Source organism: Pseudomonas sp. BN417 (assembly GCF_029871205.1).
Lineage (GTDB): Bacteria > Pseudomonadota > Gammaproteobacteria > Pseudomonadales > Pseudomonadaceae > Metapseudomonas.
The window spans coordinates 21,093-38,532 of the sequence record NZ_SSOJ01000092.1 but is presented as its reverse complement, the minus strand read 5'-3'; the positions used below and the strand labels follow the sequence as shown (position 1 = coordinate 38,532).

At 64.9% G+C, this 17,440-nt stretch carries 14 protein-coding genes; all 14 read left to right on the top strand.

All coding sequences use genetic code 11. The features are described from left to right. The first annotated feature begins 103 nt into the window (after positions 1-103). Positions 104-2,098: a PhoX family phosphatase gene (locus E8F11_RS11655; protein WP_280288991.1), complete on the top strand. Its 1,995-nt coding sequence runs from the start codon at positions 104-106 to the stop codon at positions 2,096-2,098. A 491-nt stretch (positions 2,099-2,589) separates the two neighbouring features. After that, positions 2,590-3,003 carry an NADH-quinone oxidoreductase subunit A gene (locus E8F11_RS11650; protein ID WP_280288990.1) on the top strand — a complete coding sequence of 138 codons (414 nt, stop codon included), beginning with the start codon at positions 2,590-2,592 and terminating at the stop codon, positions 3,001-3,003. Positions 3,004-3,013: 10 nt separating this feature from the next. Continuing rightward, positions 3,014-3,691, top strand: coding sequence for an NADH-quinone oxidoreductase subunit B (locus E8F11_RS11645; RefSeq protein ID WP_028628745.1), 678 nt, complete (start codon positions 3,014-3,016; stop codon positions 3,689-3,691). Between the two features lie 62 nt (positions 3,692-3,753). Continuing rightward, on the top strand, positions 3,754-5,535 hold the full coding sequence (nuoC, locus tag E8F11_RS11640) for an NADH-quinone oxidoreductase subunit C/D (RefSeq protein ID WP_280288989.1): 1,782 nt from the start codon (positions 3,754-3,756) through the stop codon (positions 5,533-5,535). Between the two features lies 1 nt (position 5,536). Next, positions 5,537-6,031, top strand: a complete 495-nt coding sequence (nuoE, locus tag E8F11_RS11635) for an NADH-quinone oxidoreductase subunit NuoE (protein ID WP_280288988.1) — start codon at positions 5,537-5,539, stop codon at positions 6,029-6,031. Continuing rightward, on the top strand, positions 6,028-7,374 hold the full coding sequence (nuoF, locus tag E8F11_RS11630; protein WP_280288987.1) for an NADH-quinone oxidoreductase subunit NuoF: 1,347 nt from the start codon (positions 6,028-6,030) through the stop codon (positions 7,372-7,374). The genes nuoE and nuoF overlap by 4 nt, the downstream gene beginning before the upstream one ends. Positions 7,375-7,471: 97 nt before the next feature. After that, the gene (gene nuoG / locus E8F11_RS11625) at positions 7,472-10,180 is read left to right on the top strand and encodes an NADH-quinone oxidoreductase subunit NuoG (protein WP_280288986.1); all 2,709 of its coding nucleotides are present in this window, start codon (positions 7,472-7,474) and stop codon (positions 10,178-10,180) included. Beyond that, a complete protein-coding gene (gene nuoH / locus E8F11_RS11620) occupies positions 10,177-11,166 on the top strand; it encodes an NADH-quinone oxidoreductase subunit NuoH (RefSeq protein ID WP_280288985.1) in 990 nt (329 codons plus the stop codon). Before nuoG ends, nuoH begins: the two co-directional genes overlap by 4 nt. A gap of 11 nt (positions 11,167-11,177) precedes the next feature. Then, on the top strand, positions 11,178-11,726 hold the full coding sequence (gene nuoI / locus E8F11_RS11615) for an NADH-quinone oxidoreductase subunit NuoI (protein WP_280288984.1): 549 nt from the start codon (positions 11,178-11,180) through the stop codon (positions 11,724-11,726). A gap of 10 nt (positions 11,727-11,736) precedes the next feature. Continuing rightward, complete coding sequence (nuoJ, locus tag E8F11_RS11610) at positions 11,737-12,237, top strand: NADH-quinone oxidoreductase subunit J (RefSeq protein ID WP_280288983.1); 501 nt, start codon at positions 11,737-11,739, stop codon at positions 12,235-12,237. 4 nt (positions 12,238-12,241) lie between these two features. Continuing rightward, positions 12,242-12,550 (top strand): NADH-quinone oxidoreductase subunit NuoK, encoded by a 309-nt coding sequence (gene nuoK / locus E8F11_RS11605; RefSeq protein ID WP_069083527.1) that lies wholly within the window; start codon positions 12,242-12,244, stop codon positions 12,548-12,550. Further along, the gene (nuoL, locus tag E8F11_RS11600) at positions 12,547-14,394 is read left to right on the top strand and encodes an NADH-quinone oxidoreductase subunit L (RefSeq protein ID WP_280288982.1); all 1,848 of its coding nucleotides are present in this window, start codon (positions 12,547-12,549) and stop codon (positions 14,392-14,394) included. The genes nuoK and nuoL overlap by 4 nt, the downstream gene beginning before the upstream one ends. Before the next feature lie 25 nt (positions 14,395-14,419). Further along, positions 14,420-15,946 (top strand): NADH-quinone oxidoreductase subunit M, encoded by a 1,527-nt coding sequence (nuoM, locus tag E8F11_RS11595; protein WP_280288981.1) that lies wholly within the window; start codon positions 14,420-14,422, stop codon positions 15,944-15,946. A gap of 7 nt (positions 15,947-15,953) precedes the next feature. After that, complete coding sequence (gene nuoN, locus E8F11_RS11590; RefSeq protein ID WP_280288980.1) at positions 15,954-17,417, top strand: NADH-quinone oxidoreductase subunit NuoN; 1,464 nt, start codon at positions 15,954-15,956, stop codon at positions 17,415-17,417. The last annotated feature ends 23 nt before the right edge of the window (positions 17,418-17,440 follow it).

Below are 17,440 nucleotides of genomic sequence, written 5' to 3'. Positions count from 1 at the left end.
TGCCGCCTCCCTCGCAACAACATGTCCACGTCTTTGTCATGCTTCCGTCGCTTTCAGGCATTAGCGTCAGGGCTCCGTCGATTGGCCCGTATGGAGACCCGCCTTGAACCAACAAAACGACAATGCCGTGCTCTTTGGCAACGGCGACGAGTTGCCCAGCAACACCTCCGACAACCCGCACATCAACGACCTGATCGGTGGACTCAACCGCCGCCAGTTGCTGATCGGCGGTGCCGCCATGAGCACCCTGGCCTTCCTCGGCGCAACCATCCCAGGCCAAGTCCTGGCAGCCGACCCGGAGACCAAGGGCTTCCCCTTCAAGCCCCGCTCGCGCCTGCCCTTCGAAGCAATCCCCACCGGCCGCGCCGACACGATCACGGTGCCGCCGGGCTACAAGGCCACGGCCTTCATTCCCTGGGGCACCCCCATCACCGGGCGCTACCCGGCCTTCGCCGATGACGCCAGCAATAGCGCCCAGGACCAGGCTGAGCAGATTGGCATGCACCATGACGGCATGCACTTCTTCCCCATCGACGCCCGCCGCGGTCCGGGCAAGCGCTCGGACCATGGGCTGCTGGTGCTGAACCATGAATACATCGACGCCCCGCTGCTGCATCCCAACGGCGCGACCCTGGTGGACGGCAAACGCGCCAGCGCCGAGGAAGTACGCAAGGAAATCAACGCTCACGGCGTCTCGGTGGTAGAGATCCGCCGCAATGTAGGCGGCGAGTGGGAAGTGGTGCCGAGCCGCCGCAACCGCCGCATCACTGCCGCGACGCACATGGAAATCACCGGGCCGGCCCGCGGCCACAATCTGCTGCAGACCCGCTACAGCCCCCAAGGTACCGCCACCCGCGGCACCCAGAACAACTGCTCGAACGGCTTCACCCCCTGGGGCACTTACCTGACCTGCGAGGAAAACTGGGCCGGCTACTTCGCTACCCGCGACGCCGACCTGCCCCGCGAACTCAAGCGCTATGGCCTGCGCAATGCCAGCCGCTTCGGTTGGGAAACCCTCACCGGCGACGAGTTCGAGCGCTTCGACGCCACCCGCAAGGCGGCCGACGCCAAGGGCGACTACCGCAACGAACCCAACCACTTCGGCTGGATAGTCGAGATCGACCCCTTCGACCCGGAGTCCACCCCGGTCAAGCACACCGCACTCGGCCGCTTCGCCCACGAAGGCCTGATCTTCGCCCCGGTGAAATCGGGCCGCCCGGTGGTTTGCTATTCCGGCGATGACTCGCAGAACGAATACATCTACAAGTACGTCAGCCGCGACAAGTACCGCCCCGGCCAAGCCAACGGCCGCCTGCTGGACGAAGGCACCCTCTACGTCGGGCGCTTCAACGCCGACGGCAGCGGCGACTGGCTGGCCCTGGACCTCAACGACAGCAACTTCCTCAAGGCCTGCCAGGCCGCCGGTGTCAGTTTCGCCGACCAGGGCGAGGTGCTGATCAATACCCGCCTCGCTGCCGACATCGTCGGCGCCACCCGCATGGACCGCCCTGAATGGGGTGCGGTGAACCCGGACAACGGCGAGGTCTACTTCACCCTCACCAACAACACCGCACGCACCACCGCCGACGCCGCCAACCCGCGCCCGGCCAACACCTACGGCCACATTATCCGCTGGCGCGAAAACAGCCGCGACCACAGCGGCAGGCGCTTCGACTGGAACCTCTTCCTCCTCGCCGGCCCGGAAAGCGACAGCCGCGGCCCCAATGGCAACGCCCTGGGCGCGCAGAACATCCTCGCCAGCCCGGACGGCCTCTGGTTCGACGATGAAGGTCGCCTGTGGATCCAGACCGACATGAGCGGCAGCCAGCTGAGCGCCGGCCCGTTCGGCAACAACCAGATGCTCGTCGCTGACCCGCGCAGCGGCGAACTGAAGCGCTTCCTGGTGGGCCCGCTGGGCGCTGAGGTGACCGGCATTACGGCGACGCCGGACTTCCGCACACTGTTCATCAATATCCAGCACCCGGGCGAAGGCTCAACCGCCACCAACCTGCTCAGCACCTGGCCGGACGGCCCGGGCAAGCGCCCGCGCTCCTCGACCGTGGTCATCACCCGCGAGGACGGCCACAGGCTGCTCTGAATCCCCCTCGAAGCTCTTGGCCGACCAGCGATGGTCGGCCTTTTTTCTTCACCCAGGAAAAGCACTAAGTACTAAAAACAGATGGATTTGTCGCAAATATGAAAGGACTCATGGAACAACTTAGGAGGACCGGAAGCATATTTGATTAGGCAGTTTCTTAGTTCCAGCGGATAAATTCCGTGTAGTGACTAATTAACCACCAATCAAATGCTAATGCCTATCATTACTAGCTCTGACGGGCCCCCACTGCGACATAAGGCCGCAATCCGACCAAGGCCTAACAAAACGCTGAAAGCCTTGCCATTCGTGGCTTACAAGGGAGATGCAGGCGCGAGATCCGGCTGCGCGGGCAATTTTTTGGCCTGAAAAATTTACTTGTACACCCGGTCAGGCATAAAATTGTCGGAATCGATTGCCGGGCAATCATTGATACCCGGCATTAAACCTATAAACACGAGTGAACGCCGTTCCTTGTCTTAAGGAGTTCCGGCATGTCGGAAGCTACTGCCATCATGTCCCACAACTGGGGTTTCGCCATTTTCCTGCTGGGCGTCGTCGGCCTCTGCGCTTTCATGATCGGGGTCTCGAGCCTGCTGGGCAGCAAGGCCATCGGTCGTAGCAAGAACGACCCCTTCGAATCCGGCATGCTCCCCACCGGCACCGCCCGCCTCCGCCTCTCCGCAAAATTCTATCTGGTCGCGATGCTCTTCGTGATCTTCGACGTCGAAGCCCTCTTTCTCTTCGCTTGGTCCGTCTCCGTCCGCGAAAGCGGCTGGGCCGGTTTCATCGAAGCAACCATTTTCATAGCAATTCTGTTGGCAGGTCTTGTCTACCTTTGGCGCATCGGGGCGCTCGATTGGGCTCCCGAAGGTCGTCGCAAGCGGCAGGCGAAGCTAAAACAATGAGGCTTTGGCAATGCAATACAAACTTACTCGGATCGATCCGGATGCGACTTACGAGCAGTATCCGATCGGCGAACGGGAGACCGTTTCCGACCCGCTGCTAGAAGATCAGGTGCATAAGAACATCTTCCTGGGCAAGCTCGAGGATGTTCTCAACGGCGCAGTCAACTGGGGTCGCAAGAACTCCCTGTGGCCGTACAACTTCGGCCTCTCCTGCTGCTACGTGGAGATGACCACCGCCTTCACCGCGCCGCACGATATCGCGCGCTTCGGTGCGGAAGTCATTCGTGCATCACCGCGCCAGGCGGACTTCATGGTCATCGCCGGGACCTGCTTCATCAAGATGGCACCGGTCATCCAGCGCCTCTATGAGCAGATGCTGGAGCCCAAGTGGGTGATCTCCATGGGTTCGTGCGCGAACTCCGGCGGCATGTACGACATATACTCGGTCGTTCAGGGCGTGGACAAGTTCCTCCCCGTGGACGTCTACATTCCCGGTTGCCCGCCCCGCCCCGAGGCGTTCCTGCAAGGCCTGATGCTGCTGCAGGAATCCATCGGCCAGGAGCGCCGGCCGCTATCCTGGGTCGTGGGGGACCAAGGCATCTACCGTGCCGACATGCCCTCCGAGCGGGAAAAGCGCCGCGAACAGCGTATTCAGGTCACAAACCTGCGCAGCCCCGACGAAGTCTGAGCCTGTTCTTCCCCGGAAGCCCCCAGGCTCATTCTTTACGTTGACGAATAGCGACCGAGACCATGACTGCAGACACCGTTCTGTCCATTCCGCCTTACAAGGCAGACGACCAAGACGTCGTCGTAGAACTGAATTCCCGCTTCGGCGCCGAAAGCTTCACCATCCAGTCGACCCGCACCGGCATGCCGGTGATCTGGGTCGGCCGCGACAAGCTGATCGACGTCCTGAAATTCCTGCGCAACCTGCCGCGCCCCTACGTCATGCTGTACGACCTGCATGGCGTCGACGAGCGCCTGCGCACCCAGCGCCGCGGCCTGCCGAACGCCGACTTCACGGTGTTCTACCACCTGATGTCGCTGGAGCGTAATAGTGACGTAATGATCAAGGTGGCCTTGTCCGAGGGCGACCTCAACCTGCCCACCGTCACCGGTATCTGGCCGAACGCCAACTGGTACGAGCGGGAAGTCTGGGACATGTACGGCATTACCTTCGCCGGCCACCCGCACCTGTCGCGGATCATGATGCCCAACACCTGGGAAGGTCACCCGCTGCGCAAGGACTACCCGGCGCGCGCCACCGAATTCGATCCCTTCAGCCTGACCCAGGCCAAGCACCAGCTCGAAGAAGAAGCTGCGCGCTTCCGCCCGGAAGACTGGGGCATGAAACGCCACGGCGAGAACGAGGACTACATGTTCCTCAACCTCGGCCCGAACCACCCCTCCGCCCACGGTGCCTTCCGCATCATCCTGCAACTGGACGGCGAAGAGATCGTCGACTGCGTGCCGGAAGTCGGTTACCACCACCGCGGCGCCGAGAAAATGGCCGAGCGGCAGTCCTGGCACAGCTTCATTCCGTACACCGACCGCATCGACTACCTCGGCGGGGTGATGAACAACCTGCCCTACGTCCTCGCGGTGGAGAAGCTCGCCGGCATCAAGGTGCCGCAGCGCGTCGACTTCATCCGCGTGATGATGGCCGAGTTCTTCCGGATCACCAGCCACCTGCTGTTCCTGGGTACCTACATCCAGGACGTGGGCGCCATGACCCCGGTGTTCTTCACCTTCACCGACCGCCAGCGCGCCTACAAGGTGATCGAGGCCGTCACCGGCTTCCGCCTGCACCCGGCCTGGTACCGCATCGGCGGCGTCGCTCACGACCTGCCCCGTGGATGGGATGGCCTGGTCAAGGAATTCGTCGAATGGCTGCCCAAGCGCCTCGATGAATATGAAAAGGCCGCCCTGAAGAACAGCATCCTGCGCGGCCGTACCGTCGGCGTCGCCCAGTACAACACCAAGGAAGCCCTCGAGTGGGGCGTCACCGGTGCCGGCCTGCGTTCCACTGGCTGCGACTTCGACCTGCGCAAGGCCCGCCCCTATTCCGGCTACGAGAACTTCGAGTTCGAGGTTCCGCTGGCCCACAACGGCGACGCCTACGACCGCTGCATGGTCCGCGTTGAAGAGATGCGCCAGAGCATCCGCATCATCGACCAGTGCCTGAAGAACATGCCCGAAGGCCCGTACAAGGCAGACCACCCGCTGACCACGCCGCCGCCGAAAGAGCGCACGCTGCAACACATCGAAACCCTGATCACCCACTTCCTGCAGGTTTCCTGGGGCCCGGTCATGCCGGCCAACGAAGCCTTCCAGATGATCGAGGCGACCAAGGGCATCAACAGCTACTACCTCACCAGCGACGGCAGCACCATGAGCTACCGCACCCGGATCCGGACGCCCAGCTTCCCCCACCTGCAGCAGATCCCCTCGGTGATCCGCGGCAGCATGGTGGCAGACCTGATCGCCTACCTGGGCAGTATCGACTTCGTAATGGCTGACGTGGACCGCTGACATGAGCACCCTTATCCAGACCGACCGTTTCGCCCTCAGCGAAACCGAGCGCTCGGCCATCGAGCACGAAATGCATCACTACGAGGACCCGCGCGCGGCGTCCATCGAAGCCCTGAAGATCGTCCAGAAGGAGCGTGGCTGGGTGCCTGACGGCGCCGCCGACGCCATCGGCGCGATCCTCGGCATCCCCGCCAGCGACGTCGAAGGCGTGGCCACCTTCTATAGCCAGATCTTCCGCCAGCCGGTCGGCCGCCATGTGATCCGCGTGTGCGACAGCATGACCTGCTACGTCGGCGGCCATGAGTCCGTCGTCGCCGAAATGCAGAAGCAGCTCGGCATCGGCCTCGGTCAGACCACCACCGACAACCGCTTCACCCTGCTGCCGGTCTGCTGCCTGGGCAACTGCGACAAGGCCCCGGCGGTGATGATCGACGACGACACCTTCGGCGACGTCCAGCCTGACGGCGTTGCCCAGCTGCTGGAGGCCTATCAATGAAGACCCTCACCTCCATCGGCCCGGCCAACCGTATCGCCCGCAGCGAAGAAACCCATCCGCTGACCTGGCGCCTGCGCGAAGACGCGCAGCCGGTATGGCTCGACGAATACCAGCAGAAGAACGGCTATGCCGCCGCACGCAAGGCCCTGACCGAAATGGCCCAGGCCGACATCGTGCAGCAGGTCAAGGACTCCGGCCTCAAGGGCCGCGGCGGTGCGGGCTTCCCCACCGGCGTGAAGTGGGGCCTGATGCCGGCTGACGAATCCATGAACATCCGCTACCTGCTGTGCAACGCGGACGAAATGGAACCCAACACCTGGAAGGACCGCATGCTGATGGAACAGCTGCCCCACCTGCTGGTGGAAGGCATGCTGATCAGCGCCCGCGCCCTCAAGGCCTATCGCGGCTACATCTTCCTGCGCGGCGAATACGTCGACGCGGCGAACAACCTCAACCGCGCCATCGAGGAAGCCAAGGCCGCCGGCCTGCTGGGCAAGAACATCCTCGGCAGCGGTTTCGACTTCGAGCTCTTCGTCCACACCGGCGCCGGCCGCTACATCTGTGGTGAAGAGACCGCACTGATCAACTCCCTGGAAGGCCGCCGCGCCAACCCGCGCTCCAAGCCGCCCTTCCCCGCCGCCGTCGGCGTCTGGGGCAAGCCCACCTGCGTCAACAACGTCGAGACCCTGTGCAACGTGCCGGCGATCGTCGCCAACGGTGTGGACTGGTACAAGACCCTCGCCCGCCCGGGCAGCGAAGACATGGGCACCAAGCTCATGGGCTTCTCCGGCAAGGTGAAGAACCCCGGCCTCTGGGAACTGCCCTTCGGCGTTCCGGCTCGTGAGCTGTTCGAGGACTACGCTGGTGGGATGCGTGACGGCTACAAGCTGAAAGCCTGGCAGCCAGGCGGCGCCGGCACCGGCTTCCTGCTCCCCGAGCACCTGGACGCCCCCATGTACGCCGCCGGCATCGCCAAGGTGGGCACCCGTATGGGTACCGGCCTCGCGCTCGCCGTGGACGACAGCATCAACATGGTCTCCCTGCTGCGCAACATGGAAGAGTTCTTCGCCCGCGAGTCCTGCGGCTGGTGCACTCCCTGCCGCGACGGCCTGCCCTGGAGCGTGAAGCTCCTGCGTTCCCTGGAGCGCGGCGAAGGCCAGTCGGGTGACCTGGAGACCCTGGAGCAGCTCGTCAACTTCCTCGGCCCAGGCAAGACCTTCTGCGCCCACGCACCGGGTGCCGTCGAGCCGCTGGGCAGTGCGATGAAGTATTTCCGTCCGGAGTTCGAAGCAGGCATCGCCCGCGAGATCCCGGCAGCGCGACCGATCCCCGTCGGCGCCTGAGCAGAAGAATTCGCCATGGCGGCCGCTCACCCGGCCCCGTGCGCACACTGATTCCATTAGCCAAAGCCCGGTCACACGGGCAGATGAAGACTGAACCATGGCCACTATCCACGTAGACGGCAAGACGCTCGAAGTCGATGGTGCAGACAACCTCCTGCAGGCCTGTCTGTCCCTCGGACTCGACATCCCCTACTTCTGCTGGCACCCGGCGCTCGGAAGCGTCGGCGCCTGCCGCCAGTGCGCGGTGAAGCAGTACACCGACGAGAACGACAAACGCGGTCGCCTGGTCATGTCCTGCATGACTCCCGCCACCGACAACACCTGGATTTCCATCGACGACGAAGAGGCCAAGCAGTTCCGCGCCAGCGTCGTCGAATGGCTGATGACCAACCACCCGCACGACTGCCCGGTGTGCGAGGAAGGCGGCCACTGCCACCTGCAGGACATGACGGTGATGACCGGCCACAACGCCCGTCGCTACCGCTTCACCAAGCGTACCCACCAGAACCAGCAGCTCGGCCCGTTCATCTCCCACGAGATGAACCGCTGCATCGCCTGCTACCGCTGCGTGCGCTACTACAAGGACTACGCCGGCGGCACCGACCTCGGCGTCTACGGCGCCCACGACAACGTCTACTTCGGCCGCGTCGAAGACGGCACCCTGGAGAGCGAATTCTCCGGCAACCTGGTCGAGGTCTGCCCGACCGGCGTGTTCACCGACAAGACCCACTCCGAGCGCTACAACCGCAAGTGGGACATGCAGTTCGCCCCGAGCATCTGCCACGGCTGCTCCAGCGGCTGCAACATCAGCCCCGGTGAACGCTACGGCGAGATCCGCCGCATCGAGAACCGTTTCAACGGCTCGGTGAACCAGTACTTCCTCTGCGACCGCGGCCGCTTCGGCTACGGCTACGTCAACCGCGAAGACCGTCCGCGCCAGCCGCTGCTGGGCAACCAGAAGCTGAGCCTGGACGCCGCCCTCGACAAGGCTGCCGAACTGCTGAAAGGCAAGCGCGTGATCGGCATCGGCTCGCCCCGCGCCAGCCTGGAAGGCAACTTCGCCCTGCGTGAGCTGGTCGGCACCGAGAACTACTATTCCGGCATCGCCGCCGCCGAGCTCGCCAACCTGCGCCTGATCCGCGACATCCTGCAGAACGGCCCGCTGCCGGTGCCCACCCTGCGCGACGTCGAGAAGCACGACGCGATCTTCGTCCTCGGCGAAGACCTGACCCAGACCGCCGCCCGCATGGCCCTCGCCCTGCGCCAGGCGGTCAAGGGCAAGGCCACCGATATCGCCGCCTCGATGAAGATCCAGGATTGGCACATGGCCGCCGTGCAGAACGTCGCCCAGGACGCGCTGAACCCGCTGTTCATCGCCAGCGTCACTGCCACCCGCCTGGATGACGTCGCCGCCGAGAGCGTCCACGCCGCCCCGGCCGACCTCGCCCGCATCGGCTTCGCCGTAGCCCACGCCATCGACCCGAGCTCCCCTGCCGTTGATGGCCTGGACAGCGAAGCGGCCGAACTGGTCAAGCGCATCGCCGATGCCCTGCTGGCCGCCAAGCGCCCGCTGGTCGTCTCCGGCGCGTCCCTGGGCGAGAAGGCCCTGATCGAAGCCGCCGCCAACATCGCCAGCGCCCTGAAGAACCGTGAGAAGAACGGTTCCCTCAGTCTGGTGGTGCCGGAAGCCAACAGCCTGGGCCTGGCCCTGTTCGGTGGCGAGTCCCTCGACGCCGCACTGGAGGCGCTGACCTCCGGCAAGGCCGACGCCGTGGTCATCCTCGAGAACGACCTGTACCGCCGCGCCGACGCCGCCAAGGTGGACGCCGCCCTGGCCGCCGCCAAGGTCGTCATCGTTGCCGACCACCAGCAGACCGCCACCCTCGAGCGCGCCCACCTGGTGCTGCCGGCCGCCAGCTTCGCCGAAGGCGATGGCACCCTGGTCAGCCTGGAAGGCCGCGCCCAGCGCTTCTTCCAGGTCTTCGACCCGAGCTACTACGACGACAGCATCCTGGTCCGCGAGGGCTGGCGCTGGCTGCACGCGCTGCACAGCACCCTGCAGGGCAAGTCCGTCGACTGGACCCAGCTGGACCAGGTCACCGCCGCCTGCGCCGACAGCAGCCCGCTGCTGGCCACCATCCGCGATGCCGCGCCGAGCGCCTCGTTCCGCATCAAGGGCATGAAGCTCGCCCGCGAACCGCACCGCTACAGTGGCCGCACCGCCATGCGCGCCGATATCAGCGTGCACGAGCCGCGCCAGCCGCAGGACAAGGACTCGCCCTTCGCCTTCTCCATGGAAGGCTATGCCGGCAGCGTCGAGCCTCGTCAGCAGATCCCCTTCGCCTGGTCCCCGGGCTGGAACTCGCCGCAAGCCTGGAACAAGTTCCAGGACGAAGTGGGCGGCCACCTGCGCGCCGGCGATCCGGGCGTGCGTCTGATCGAGGCCAAGGGCGCAGCCCTTCCCTGGTTCAGCGTCAATGCCGCCTTCAACCCGGCCCAGGGCACCTGGCAGGCCGTGCCGCTGCACCACCTGTTCGGTAGCGAGGAGAACAGCTCCCGCGCCGCCCCGGTGCAGGAGCGCATCCCGCAGGCCTACGTGGCCATGGCCAAGGACGAAGCCGACCGCCTCGGCGTCAATGACGGCGCCCTGCTCGCCCTGACCGTCAACGGCCAGACCCTGCGTCTGCCGCTGGCCGTCAAGGAAGAACTGGGTATCGGCCTGGTCGGCCTGCCCGCCGGCCTGCCGGGCATTCCGGCCGCCATCGCCGGCGCCGTCGTCACCGCCGTACAGGAGGCCGCGCAATGAGCTGGCTGACGCCCGAACTGATCGACATCGTCATCGCCGTCATCAAGGCCATCGTCATCCTGCTGGCCGTGGTGGTCAGCGGTGCGCTGCTGTCCTGGGTGGAGCGTCGCCTGCTGGGTCTCTGGCAGGACCGCTACGGCCCGAACCGGGTCGGCCCCTTCGGCGCCTTCCAGCTGGGCGCGGACATGATCAAGATGTTCTTCAAGGAAGACTGGACCCCGCCGTTCGCCGACAAGCTGATCTTCACCCTGGCGCCCATCATCGCCATGAGTGCCCTGCTGATCGCGTTCGCCGTAGTCCCGGTCACCCCCACCTGGGGCGTGGCCGACCTCAACATTGGCGTGCTGTTCTTCTTCGCCATGGCCGGTATCGCGGTGTACGCGGTGCTCTTCGCCGGCTGGTCGAGCAACAACAAGTTCGCCCTGCTCGGCAGCCTGCGCGCCTCGGCCCAGACCATCTCCTACGAGGTGTTCCTGGCCCTGTCGCTGATGGGCATCGTGGCCCAGGTCGGTTCCTTCAACATGCGCGACATCGTTGAATACCAGGCCCAGCACCTGTGGTTCATCATTCCGCAGTTCTTCGGCTTCTGTACCTTCATCATCGCCGGCGTCGCCGTGACCCACCGTCACCCGTTCGACCAACCGGAAGCGGAACAGGAACTGGCCGACGGTTACCACATCGAATACGCCGGCATGAAATGGGGCATGTTCTTCGTGGGCGAGTACATCGGCATCGTGCTGATCTCCGCCCTGCTGGTGACCCTGTTCTTCGGTGGCTGGCATGGCCCGTTCGGCATCCTGCCGCAGATCCCCTTCATCTGGTTCGCGCTCAAGACCGCCTTCTTCATCATGCTGTTCATCCTGCTGCGCGCCTCCATCCCGCGCCCGCGCTATGACCAGGTGATGGCCTTCAGCTGGAAGGTGTGCCTGCCGCTGACCCTGATCAACCTGCTGGTGACCGGCGCGTTCGTGCTGGCGGCCCAGTAAGGAGAAACACCATGATCAAAGAAATCATCCACGTCGTGCATGGCACCTACACCCAGCTGCGAAGCCTGGTGATGATCTTCAGCCATGCCTTCCGCAAGCGTGACACCCTGCAATACCCGGAAGAGCCCGTGTACCTGCCGCCGCGCTACCGCGGCCGCATCGTCCTCACCCGCGACCCCGATGGCGAGGAACGCTGCGTAGCGTGCAACCTCTGCGCGGTGGCCTGCCCGGTCGGCTGCATCTCCCTGCAGAAGGCCGAGACCGAAGACGGTCGCTGGTACCCCGAGTTCTTCCGCATCAACTTCTCCCGCTGCATCTTCTGTGGCCTGTGCGAAGAAGCCTGCCCCACCACCGCGATCCAGCTGACCCCGGATTTCGAGATGGGTGAGTTCAAGCGCCAGGACCTGGTGTACGAGAAGGAAGACCTGCTGATCTCCGGTCCCGGCAAGAACCCGGACTACAACTTCTATCGCGTGGCGGGTATGGCCATTGCCGGCAAGCCGAAAGGCGCCGCGCAGAACGAGGCCGAGCCGATCAACGTGAAGAGCCTGCTGCCCTAAGGAGACGTGCGTGGAATTCGCCTTCTATTTCGCCGCCGCCGTGGCGGTGGCCTCCACCCTGCTGGTGGTCACCAACACCAACCCGGTGCATGCCCTGCTCAACCTCATCGTCTCGCTGCTGGCGGTGTCGATGTGCTTCTTCACCCTCGGCGCGCCCTTCGCCGGCGCCCTGGAGATCATCGTCTACGCCGGCGCCATCATGGTGCTGTTCGTCTTCGTGGTGATGATGCTGAACCTCGGCCCGGCCATCGCCGAGCAAGAGAAGAAGTGGCTCAAGCCCGGCATCTGGACCGGCCCTGCCCTGCTCTCCGCCGCCCTGCTGGTCGAGCTGCTGTATGTGCTGTTCGGCAATGCCAGCGGCGCCACCATCGGCCATACCACCGTGGACTCCAAGACGGTCGGCATCGCCCTGTTCGGCCCCTATCTGCTGGCCGTGGAACTGGCCTCCATGCTGCTGTTGGCAGCCCTGGTCGCCGCCTTCCACCTCGGCCGCCACGAAGCAAAGGAGTAACGCCATGACTGGAATCCCACTGGAACACGGCCTGGCGCTCTCCGGCGTGCTGTTCTGCCTCGGCCTGATCGGCCTGATGGTACGGCGCAACATCCTCTTCGTGCTCATGAGCCTGGAAGTCATGATGAACGCCGCCGCCCTCGCCTTCGTGGTCGCCGGCGCCCGTTGGGCCCAGCCTGACGGCCAGATCATGTTCATTCTGGTGATCAGCCTGGCAGCCGCCGAGGCCAGCATCGGCCTGGCGATCCTGCTGCAGCTGTACCGCCGCTTCCATACCCTCGATATCGACGCTGCCAGCGAGATGCGCGGATGAACCTTCTATTCCTCACTTGCCTGTTCCCACTGCTCGGCTGGTTCATCCTGGCCTTCTCCCGCGGGCGTTTTTCGGAGAATACCGCTGCCGTCATCGGCGTCGGCTCGGTCGGCCTGTCCGCCCTGGTTGCCGCCTCGATCATCTGGCAGTTCAACGTCGCCCCGCCCCCGGGTGGCGTCTACACCCAGACGCTCTGGCAGTGGATGAGCGTGGCGGGCTTCGCCCCCAGCTTCACCCTCTACCTGGACGGCCTGTCCCTGACCATGCTCGGCGTGGTCACCGGCGTCGGCTTCCTGATCCACCTGTTCGCGTCCTGGTACATGAGCGGTGTCGAGGGCTACTCGCGCTTCTTCGCCTACACCAACCTGTTCATCGCCAGCATGCTGTTCCTGGTACTGGGCGATAACCTGCTGTTCCTCTACTTCGGTTGGGAAGGCGTAGGCCTGTGCTCCTACCTGCTGATCGGCCACTACTTCCAGCACACGCCCAACGGCAACGCGGCGTTGAAGGCCTTCATCGTCACCCGCGTCGGCGACGTGTTCATGGCCATCGGCCTGTTCATCCTGTTCTTCCACCTCGGCACCCTGAACATCCAGGAGCTGATGGTGCTGGCCCCGCAGAAGTACCAGGCCGGTGACGCCTGGCTCTGGGTCGCCACCCTGATGCTGCTCGGCGGCGCAGTGGGCAAGTCCGCCCAGCTGCCGCTGCAGACCTGGCTGGCCGACGCCATGGCCGGCCCGACCCCGGTCTCCGCGCTGATCCACGCGGCCACCATGGTGACCGCGGGCGTCTACCTGATCGCCCGTACCAACGGCCTGTTCCTGCTGACCCCGGAGATCCACGAACTGGTCGGCATCGTCGGCGGCGTGACCCTGGTCCTGGCCGGCTTCGCCGCCCTGGTGCAGACGGACATCAAGCGCATCCTCGCCTACTCCACCATGAGCCAGATCGGCTACATGTTCCTCGCCCTGGGCGTGGGTGCATGGGACGCGGCGATCTTCCACCTGATGACCCACGCCTTCTTCAAGGCCCTGCTGTTCCTTGCCTCCGGTGCGGTGATCAACGCCCTTCACCATGAGCAGAACATCTTCAAGATGGGCGGCCTGTGGAAGAAGCTGCCGCTGCCTTACGCCTGCTTCCTGGTGGGTGGTGCGGCCCTGGCGGCCCTGCCGCTGGTCACCGCGGGCTTCTACTCCAAGGACGAGATCCTCTGGGAAGCCTTCGCCAGTGGCCATTCCGCCCTGCTCTACGCGGGCCTGGCCGGCGCCTTCCTGACCTCGATCTACACCTTCCGCCTGATCTTCATCGTCTTCCATGGTGAGGCCAGGACCGAGGCCCACGCCGGCCACGGCATCGCCCACAGCCTGCCGCTGGTGGTGCTGCTGGTGCTCTCCACCTTCGTCGGCGCGCTGATCACTCCGCCGCTGGCCGGTGTGCTGCCCGAGAGCGTCGGCCATGCCGGTGGCGAGGCCAAGCACAGCCTGGAAATCGCCTCGGGCGCCATCGCCCTGGCGGGTATCCTGCTGGCCGCCATGCTCTTCCTCGGCAAGCGCCGCTTCGTCACTGCCGTCGCCCAGAGCGCCCCGGGCCGCTTCCTCGGTGCCTGGTGGTTCGCCGCCTGGGGCTTCGACTGGCTCTACGACCTGCTGTTCGTCAAACCGTACCTGCTGGCTTGCCGCCTGCTCCGCCGCGATCCCATCGACGGCAGCATCGGCCTGATCCCGCGCGTGGTAAGGGGTGGCAACAGCGCGCTCAGCCGCAGCCAGACCGGCCAGTTGCGCTGGTACGCCGTATCCATAGTCGGCGGGGCCGTGCTCGTGCTCGGCGCCGTGTTGCTGACCTGAATCTACTTAAGGAATTGAGCCCGTCATGATTCTGCCCTGGCTAATCCTGATTCCCTTCATCGGCGGCCTGCTCTGCTGGCAAGGTGAGCGCTTCGGCACCACCCTGCCCCGCTGGATCGCCCTGCTGACCATGACCCTGCTGTTCGTCCTCGGCCTCTGGCTGTGGGCGACCAGCGACTTCACCCTGGCCCCTGCCCCCGGTACCGATCCGGTGTGGGCGGAAGAGTTCAAGGTGCAGTGGATCGAGCGTTTCGGCATCACCATCCACCTGGCCCTGGACGGCATCTCCATCCTGATGATCGTCCTCACCGGCCTGCTCGGCGTGCTGTCCGTGCTGTGCTCCTGGCGCGAGATCCAGAACCGCGTCGGCTTCTTCCACCTCAACCTGATGTGGATCCTCGGCGGCGTGGTCGGCGTGTTCCTCGCCATCGACCTGTTCCTGTTCTTCTTCTTCTGGGAAATGATGCTGGTGCCGATGTACTTCCTCATCGCGCTCTGGGGTCATAGTGGCAGCAAGGGCAAGTCGCGCATCAACGCCGCCACCAAGTTCTTCATCTACACCCAGTTCAGCGGCCTGATCATGCTGGTGGCGATCCTCGGCCTGGTGCTGGTGAACTACAGCAACACCGGCGTATTCACCTTCAACTACGCCGACCTGCTGAAGGCCGAACTGGCGCCCGGTACCGAGTACCTGCTGATGCTCGGCTTCTTCGCCGCCTTCGCGGTGAAGTTCCCGGTGGTGCCGGTGCACTCCTGGCTGCCCGACGCCCACGCCCAGGCGCCGACCGCGGGTTCCGTGGACCTGGCCGGCATCCTGCTGAAGACCGCCGCCTACGGCATGATCCGCTTCGCCCTGCCACTGTTCCCCAACGCCTCGGCCGAGTTCGCGCCGATCGCCCAGTGGCTCGGCGTGTTCGCCATCGTCTACGGTGCCCTGCTGTCCTTCGCCCAGACCGACATCAAGCGCCTGGTGGCCTACTCCAGCGTGTCCCACATGGGCTTCGTGCTGATCGCCATCTACTCCGGCAGCCAGATCGCCCTGCAGGGCGCCATCGTGCAGATGATCGCCCACGGCCTCTCCGCCGCCGCACTCTTTATCCTGTGCGGCCAACTCTACGAGCGCCTGCACACCCGCGACATGCGCGAGATGGGCGGCATCTGGAGCCGCATGCCCTACCTGCCGGGCGTCAGCCTGTTCTTCGCCGCCGCCGCGCTGGGTCTGCCCGGCACCGGCAACTTCGTCGGCGAGTTCCTGATCCTCATCGGCGCCTTCCAGCAAGTGCCCTGGATCGCCGTACTGGCCTCCACTGGCCTGGTGTTCGGTTCGGTCTACTCGCTGATCATGATCCACCGCGCCTACTTCGGCCCGGCCAAGACCGAGAGCGTCTACGAAGGCCTGAGATACCGCGAGCTGACCATGGTCCTGGGCCTCGCCGGCCTGCTGGTCCTGCTCGGCATCTACCCGCAACCGGTGCTGGATACCTCTGCTGCGACCATGCATGGCGTGCACCAGTGGCTGGATTCCGCCGTCAATCAACTCGTTGCCCGGTAAGTAGGTTATGGAATTCACGACTCAACACCTGATCGCCCTGCTGCCGCTGCTGGTCACCTGCGCCACCATAGTGGTGGTCATGCTGGCCATCGCCTGGAAGCGTCACCACTCCTGGACCTTCGGCCTCTCGGTCATCGGTCTCAACCTGGCCCTGGTTTCCATCCTCCCTGCCCTCAAGGTCGCCCCGCTGGAGGTGACCCCGCTGATGATGGTGGACAACTTCGGCGCCTACTACATGGCCCTGGTCCTGGCGGGCACCCTCGCCTGCGTCACCCTGATCCACGCCTACCTGGGTGGTGAGTCCGGCAAGGGCTACCCGGGCAACCGCGAAGAGATGTACCTACTGATCCTCCTGGCCGCCGCCGGCGGCCTGGTGCTGGTCACCGCACAGCACCTGGCCGGCCTGTTCATCGGCCTGGAACTGCTCTCGGTACCGATCTTCGGCCTGGTGGCCTACGCCTTCTTCAACAAGCGCTCCCTGGAAGCCGGCATCAAGTACATGGTGCTCTCGGCCGCCGGTTCCGCCTTCCTGCTGTTCGGCATGGCCCTGCTCTACGCCGACGCCGGCAGCCTGAGCTTCAGCCAGCTGGCCGCCGCCGGCAGCTCCAGCGTTCTGTCCCAGCTCGGCATCGGCATGATGCTGATCGGCCTGGCGTTCAAGCTGTCCCTGGTGCCCTTCCACCTCTGGACCCCGGACGTGTACGAAGGCGCCCCGGCGCCGGTGGCGGCCTTCCTGGCCACTGTCAGCAAGGTCGCGGTGTTTGCCGTGCTGCTGCGCCTGTACCAGCTCTCCCCGGCCACTGCCGGCGGCTGGCTGAACGACCTGCTGACTGCGATCGCCATCGCCTCGATCCTGTTCGGCAACCTGCTGGCCCTGGTGCAGAACAACATCAAGCGTCTGCTGGGTTACTCGTCCATCGCCCACTTCGGCTATCTGCTGGTGGCGCTGATCGCCAGCAAGGGCCTGGCCGTGGAAGCCATCGGCGTCTACCTGGCCACCTACGTGCTGACCAGCCTTGGCGCCTTCGGCGTGGTGACCCTGATGTCCACTCCTTACAGCGGCCGTGACTGTGACGCCCTGTACGAGTACCGCGGCCTGTTCTGGCGCCGTCCGTACCTGACCGCCGTGCTCACCGTGATGATGCTGTCGCTGGCCGGTATCCCGCTCACCGCAGGTTTCATCGGCAAGTTCTTCGTCATTGCCGCCGGTGTCGAATCCGGCCTCTGGTGGCTGCTGGGCGCCCTGGTCCTGGGCAGCGCGATCGGCATCTTCTACTACCTGCGCGTCATGGTGACCCTGTTCCTGGTCGAGCCTAACCTGCGCCGCCACGACGCGGAACTGCACTGGGCCCAGCGCGCCGGCGGCATCATGCTGCTGTTCGTCGCCCTGCTGGCGTTCTTCCTCGGCGTCTACCCGCAGCCGCTGCTGGACCTGGTCCATCACTCCGGCCTGGTGGCCCTGGCCAACTGAGGCAGCACTGCAGAAACAAGAAA

Coding starts and splice junctions, on each gene's coding strand:
- E8F11_RS11650 (WP_280288990.1), top strand. CDS start 2,590: ATGTCGGAAGCTACTGCCATCATGTCCCACAACTGGGGTTTCGCCATT.
- E8F11_RS11645 (WP_028628745.1), top strand. CDS start 3,014: ATGCAATACAAACTTACTCGGATCGATCCGGATGCGACTTACGAGCAG.
- nuoC (WP_280288989.1), top strand. CDS start 3,754: ATGACTGCAGACACCGTTCTGTCCATTCCGCCTTACAAGGCAGACGAC.
- nuoE (WP_280288988.1), top strand. CDS start 5,537: ATGAGCACCCTTATCCAGACCGACCGTTTCGCCCTCAGCGAAACCGAG.
- nuoF (WP_280288987.1), top strand. CDS start 6,028: ATGAAGACCCTCACCTCCATCGGCCCGGCCAACCGTATCGCCCGCAGC.
- nuoG (WP_280288986.1), top strand. CDS start 7,472: ATGGCCACTATCCACGTAGACGGCAAGACGCTCGAAGTCGATGGTGCA.
- nuoH (WP_280288985.1), top strand. CDS start 10,177: ATGAGCTGGCTGACGCCCGAACTGATCGACATCGTCATCGCCGTCATC.
- nuoI (WP_280288984.1), top strand. CDS start 11,178: ATGATCAAAGAAATCATCCACGTCGTGCATGGCACCTACACCCAGCTG.
- nuoK (WP_069083527.1), top strand. CDS start 12,242: ATGACTGGAATCCCACTGGAACACGGCCTGGCGCTCTCCGGCGTGCTG.
- nuoL (WP_280288982.1), top strand. CDS start 12,547: ATGAACCTTCTATTCCTCACTTGCCTGTTCCCACTGCTCGGCTGGTTC.
- nuoM (WP_280288981.1), top strand. CDS start 14,420: ATGATTCTGCCCTGGCTAATCCTGATTCCCTTCATCGGCGGCCTGCTC.
- nuoN (WP_280288980.1), top strand. CDS start 15,954: ATGGAATTCACGACTCAACACCTGATCGCCCTGCTGCCGCTGCTGGTC.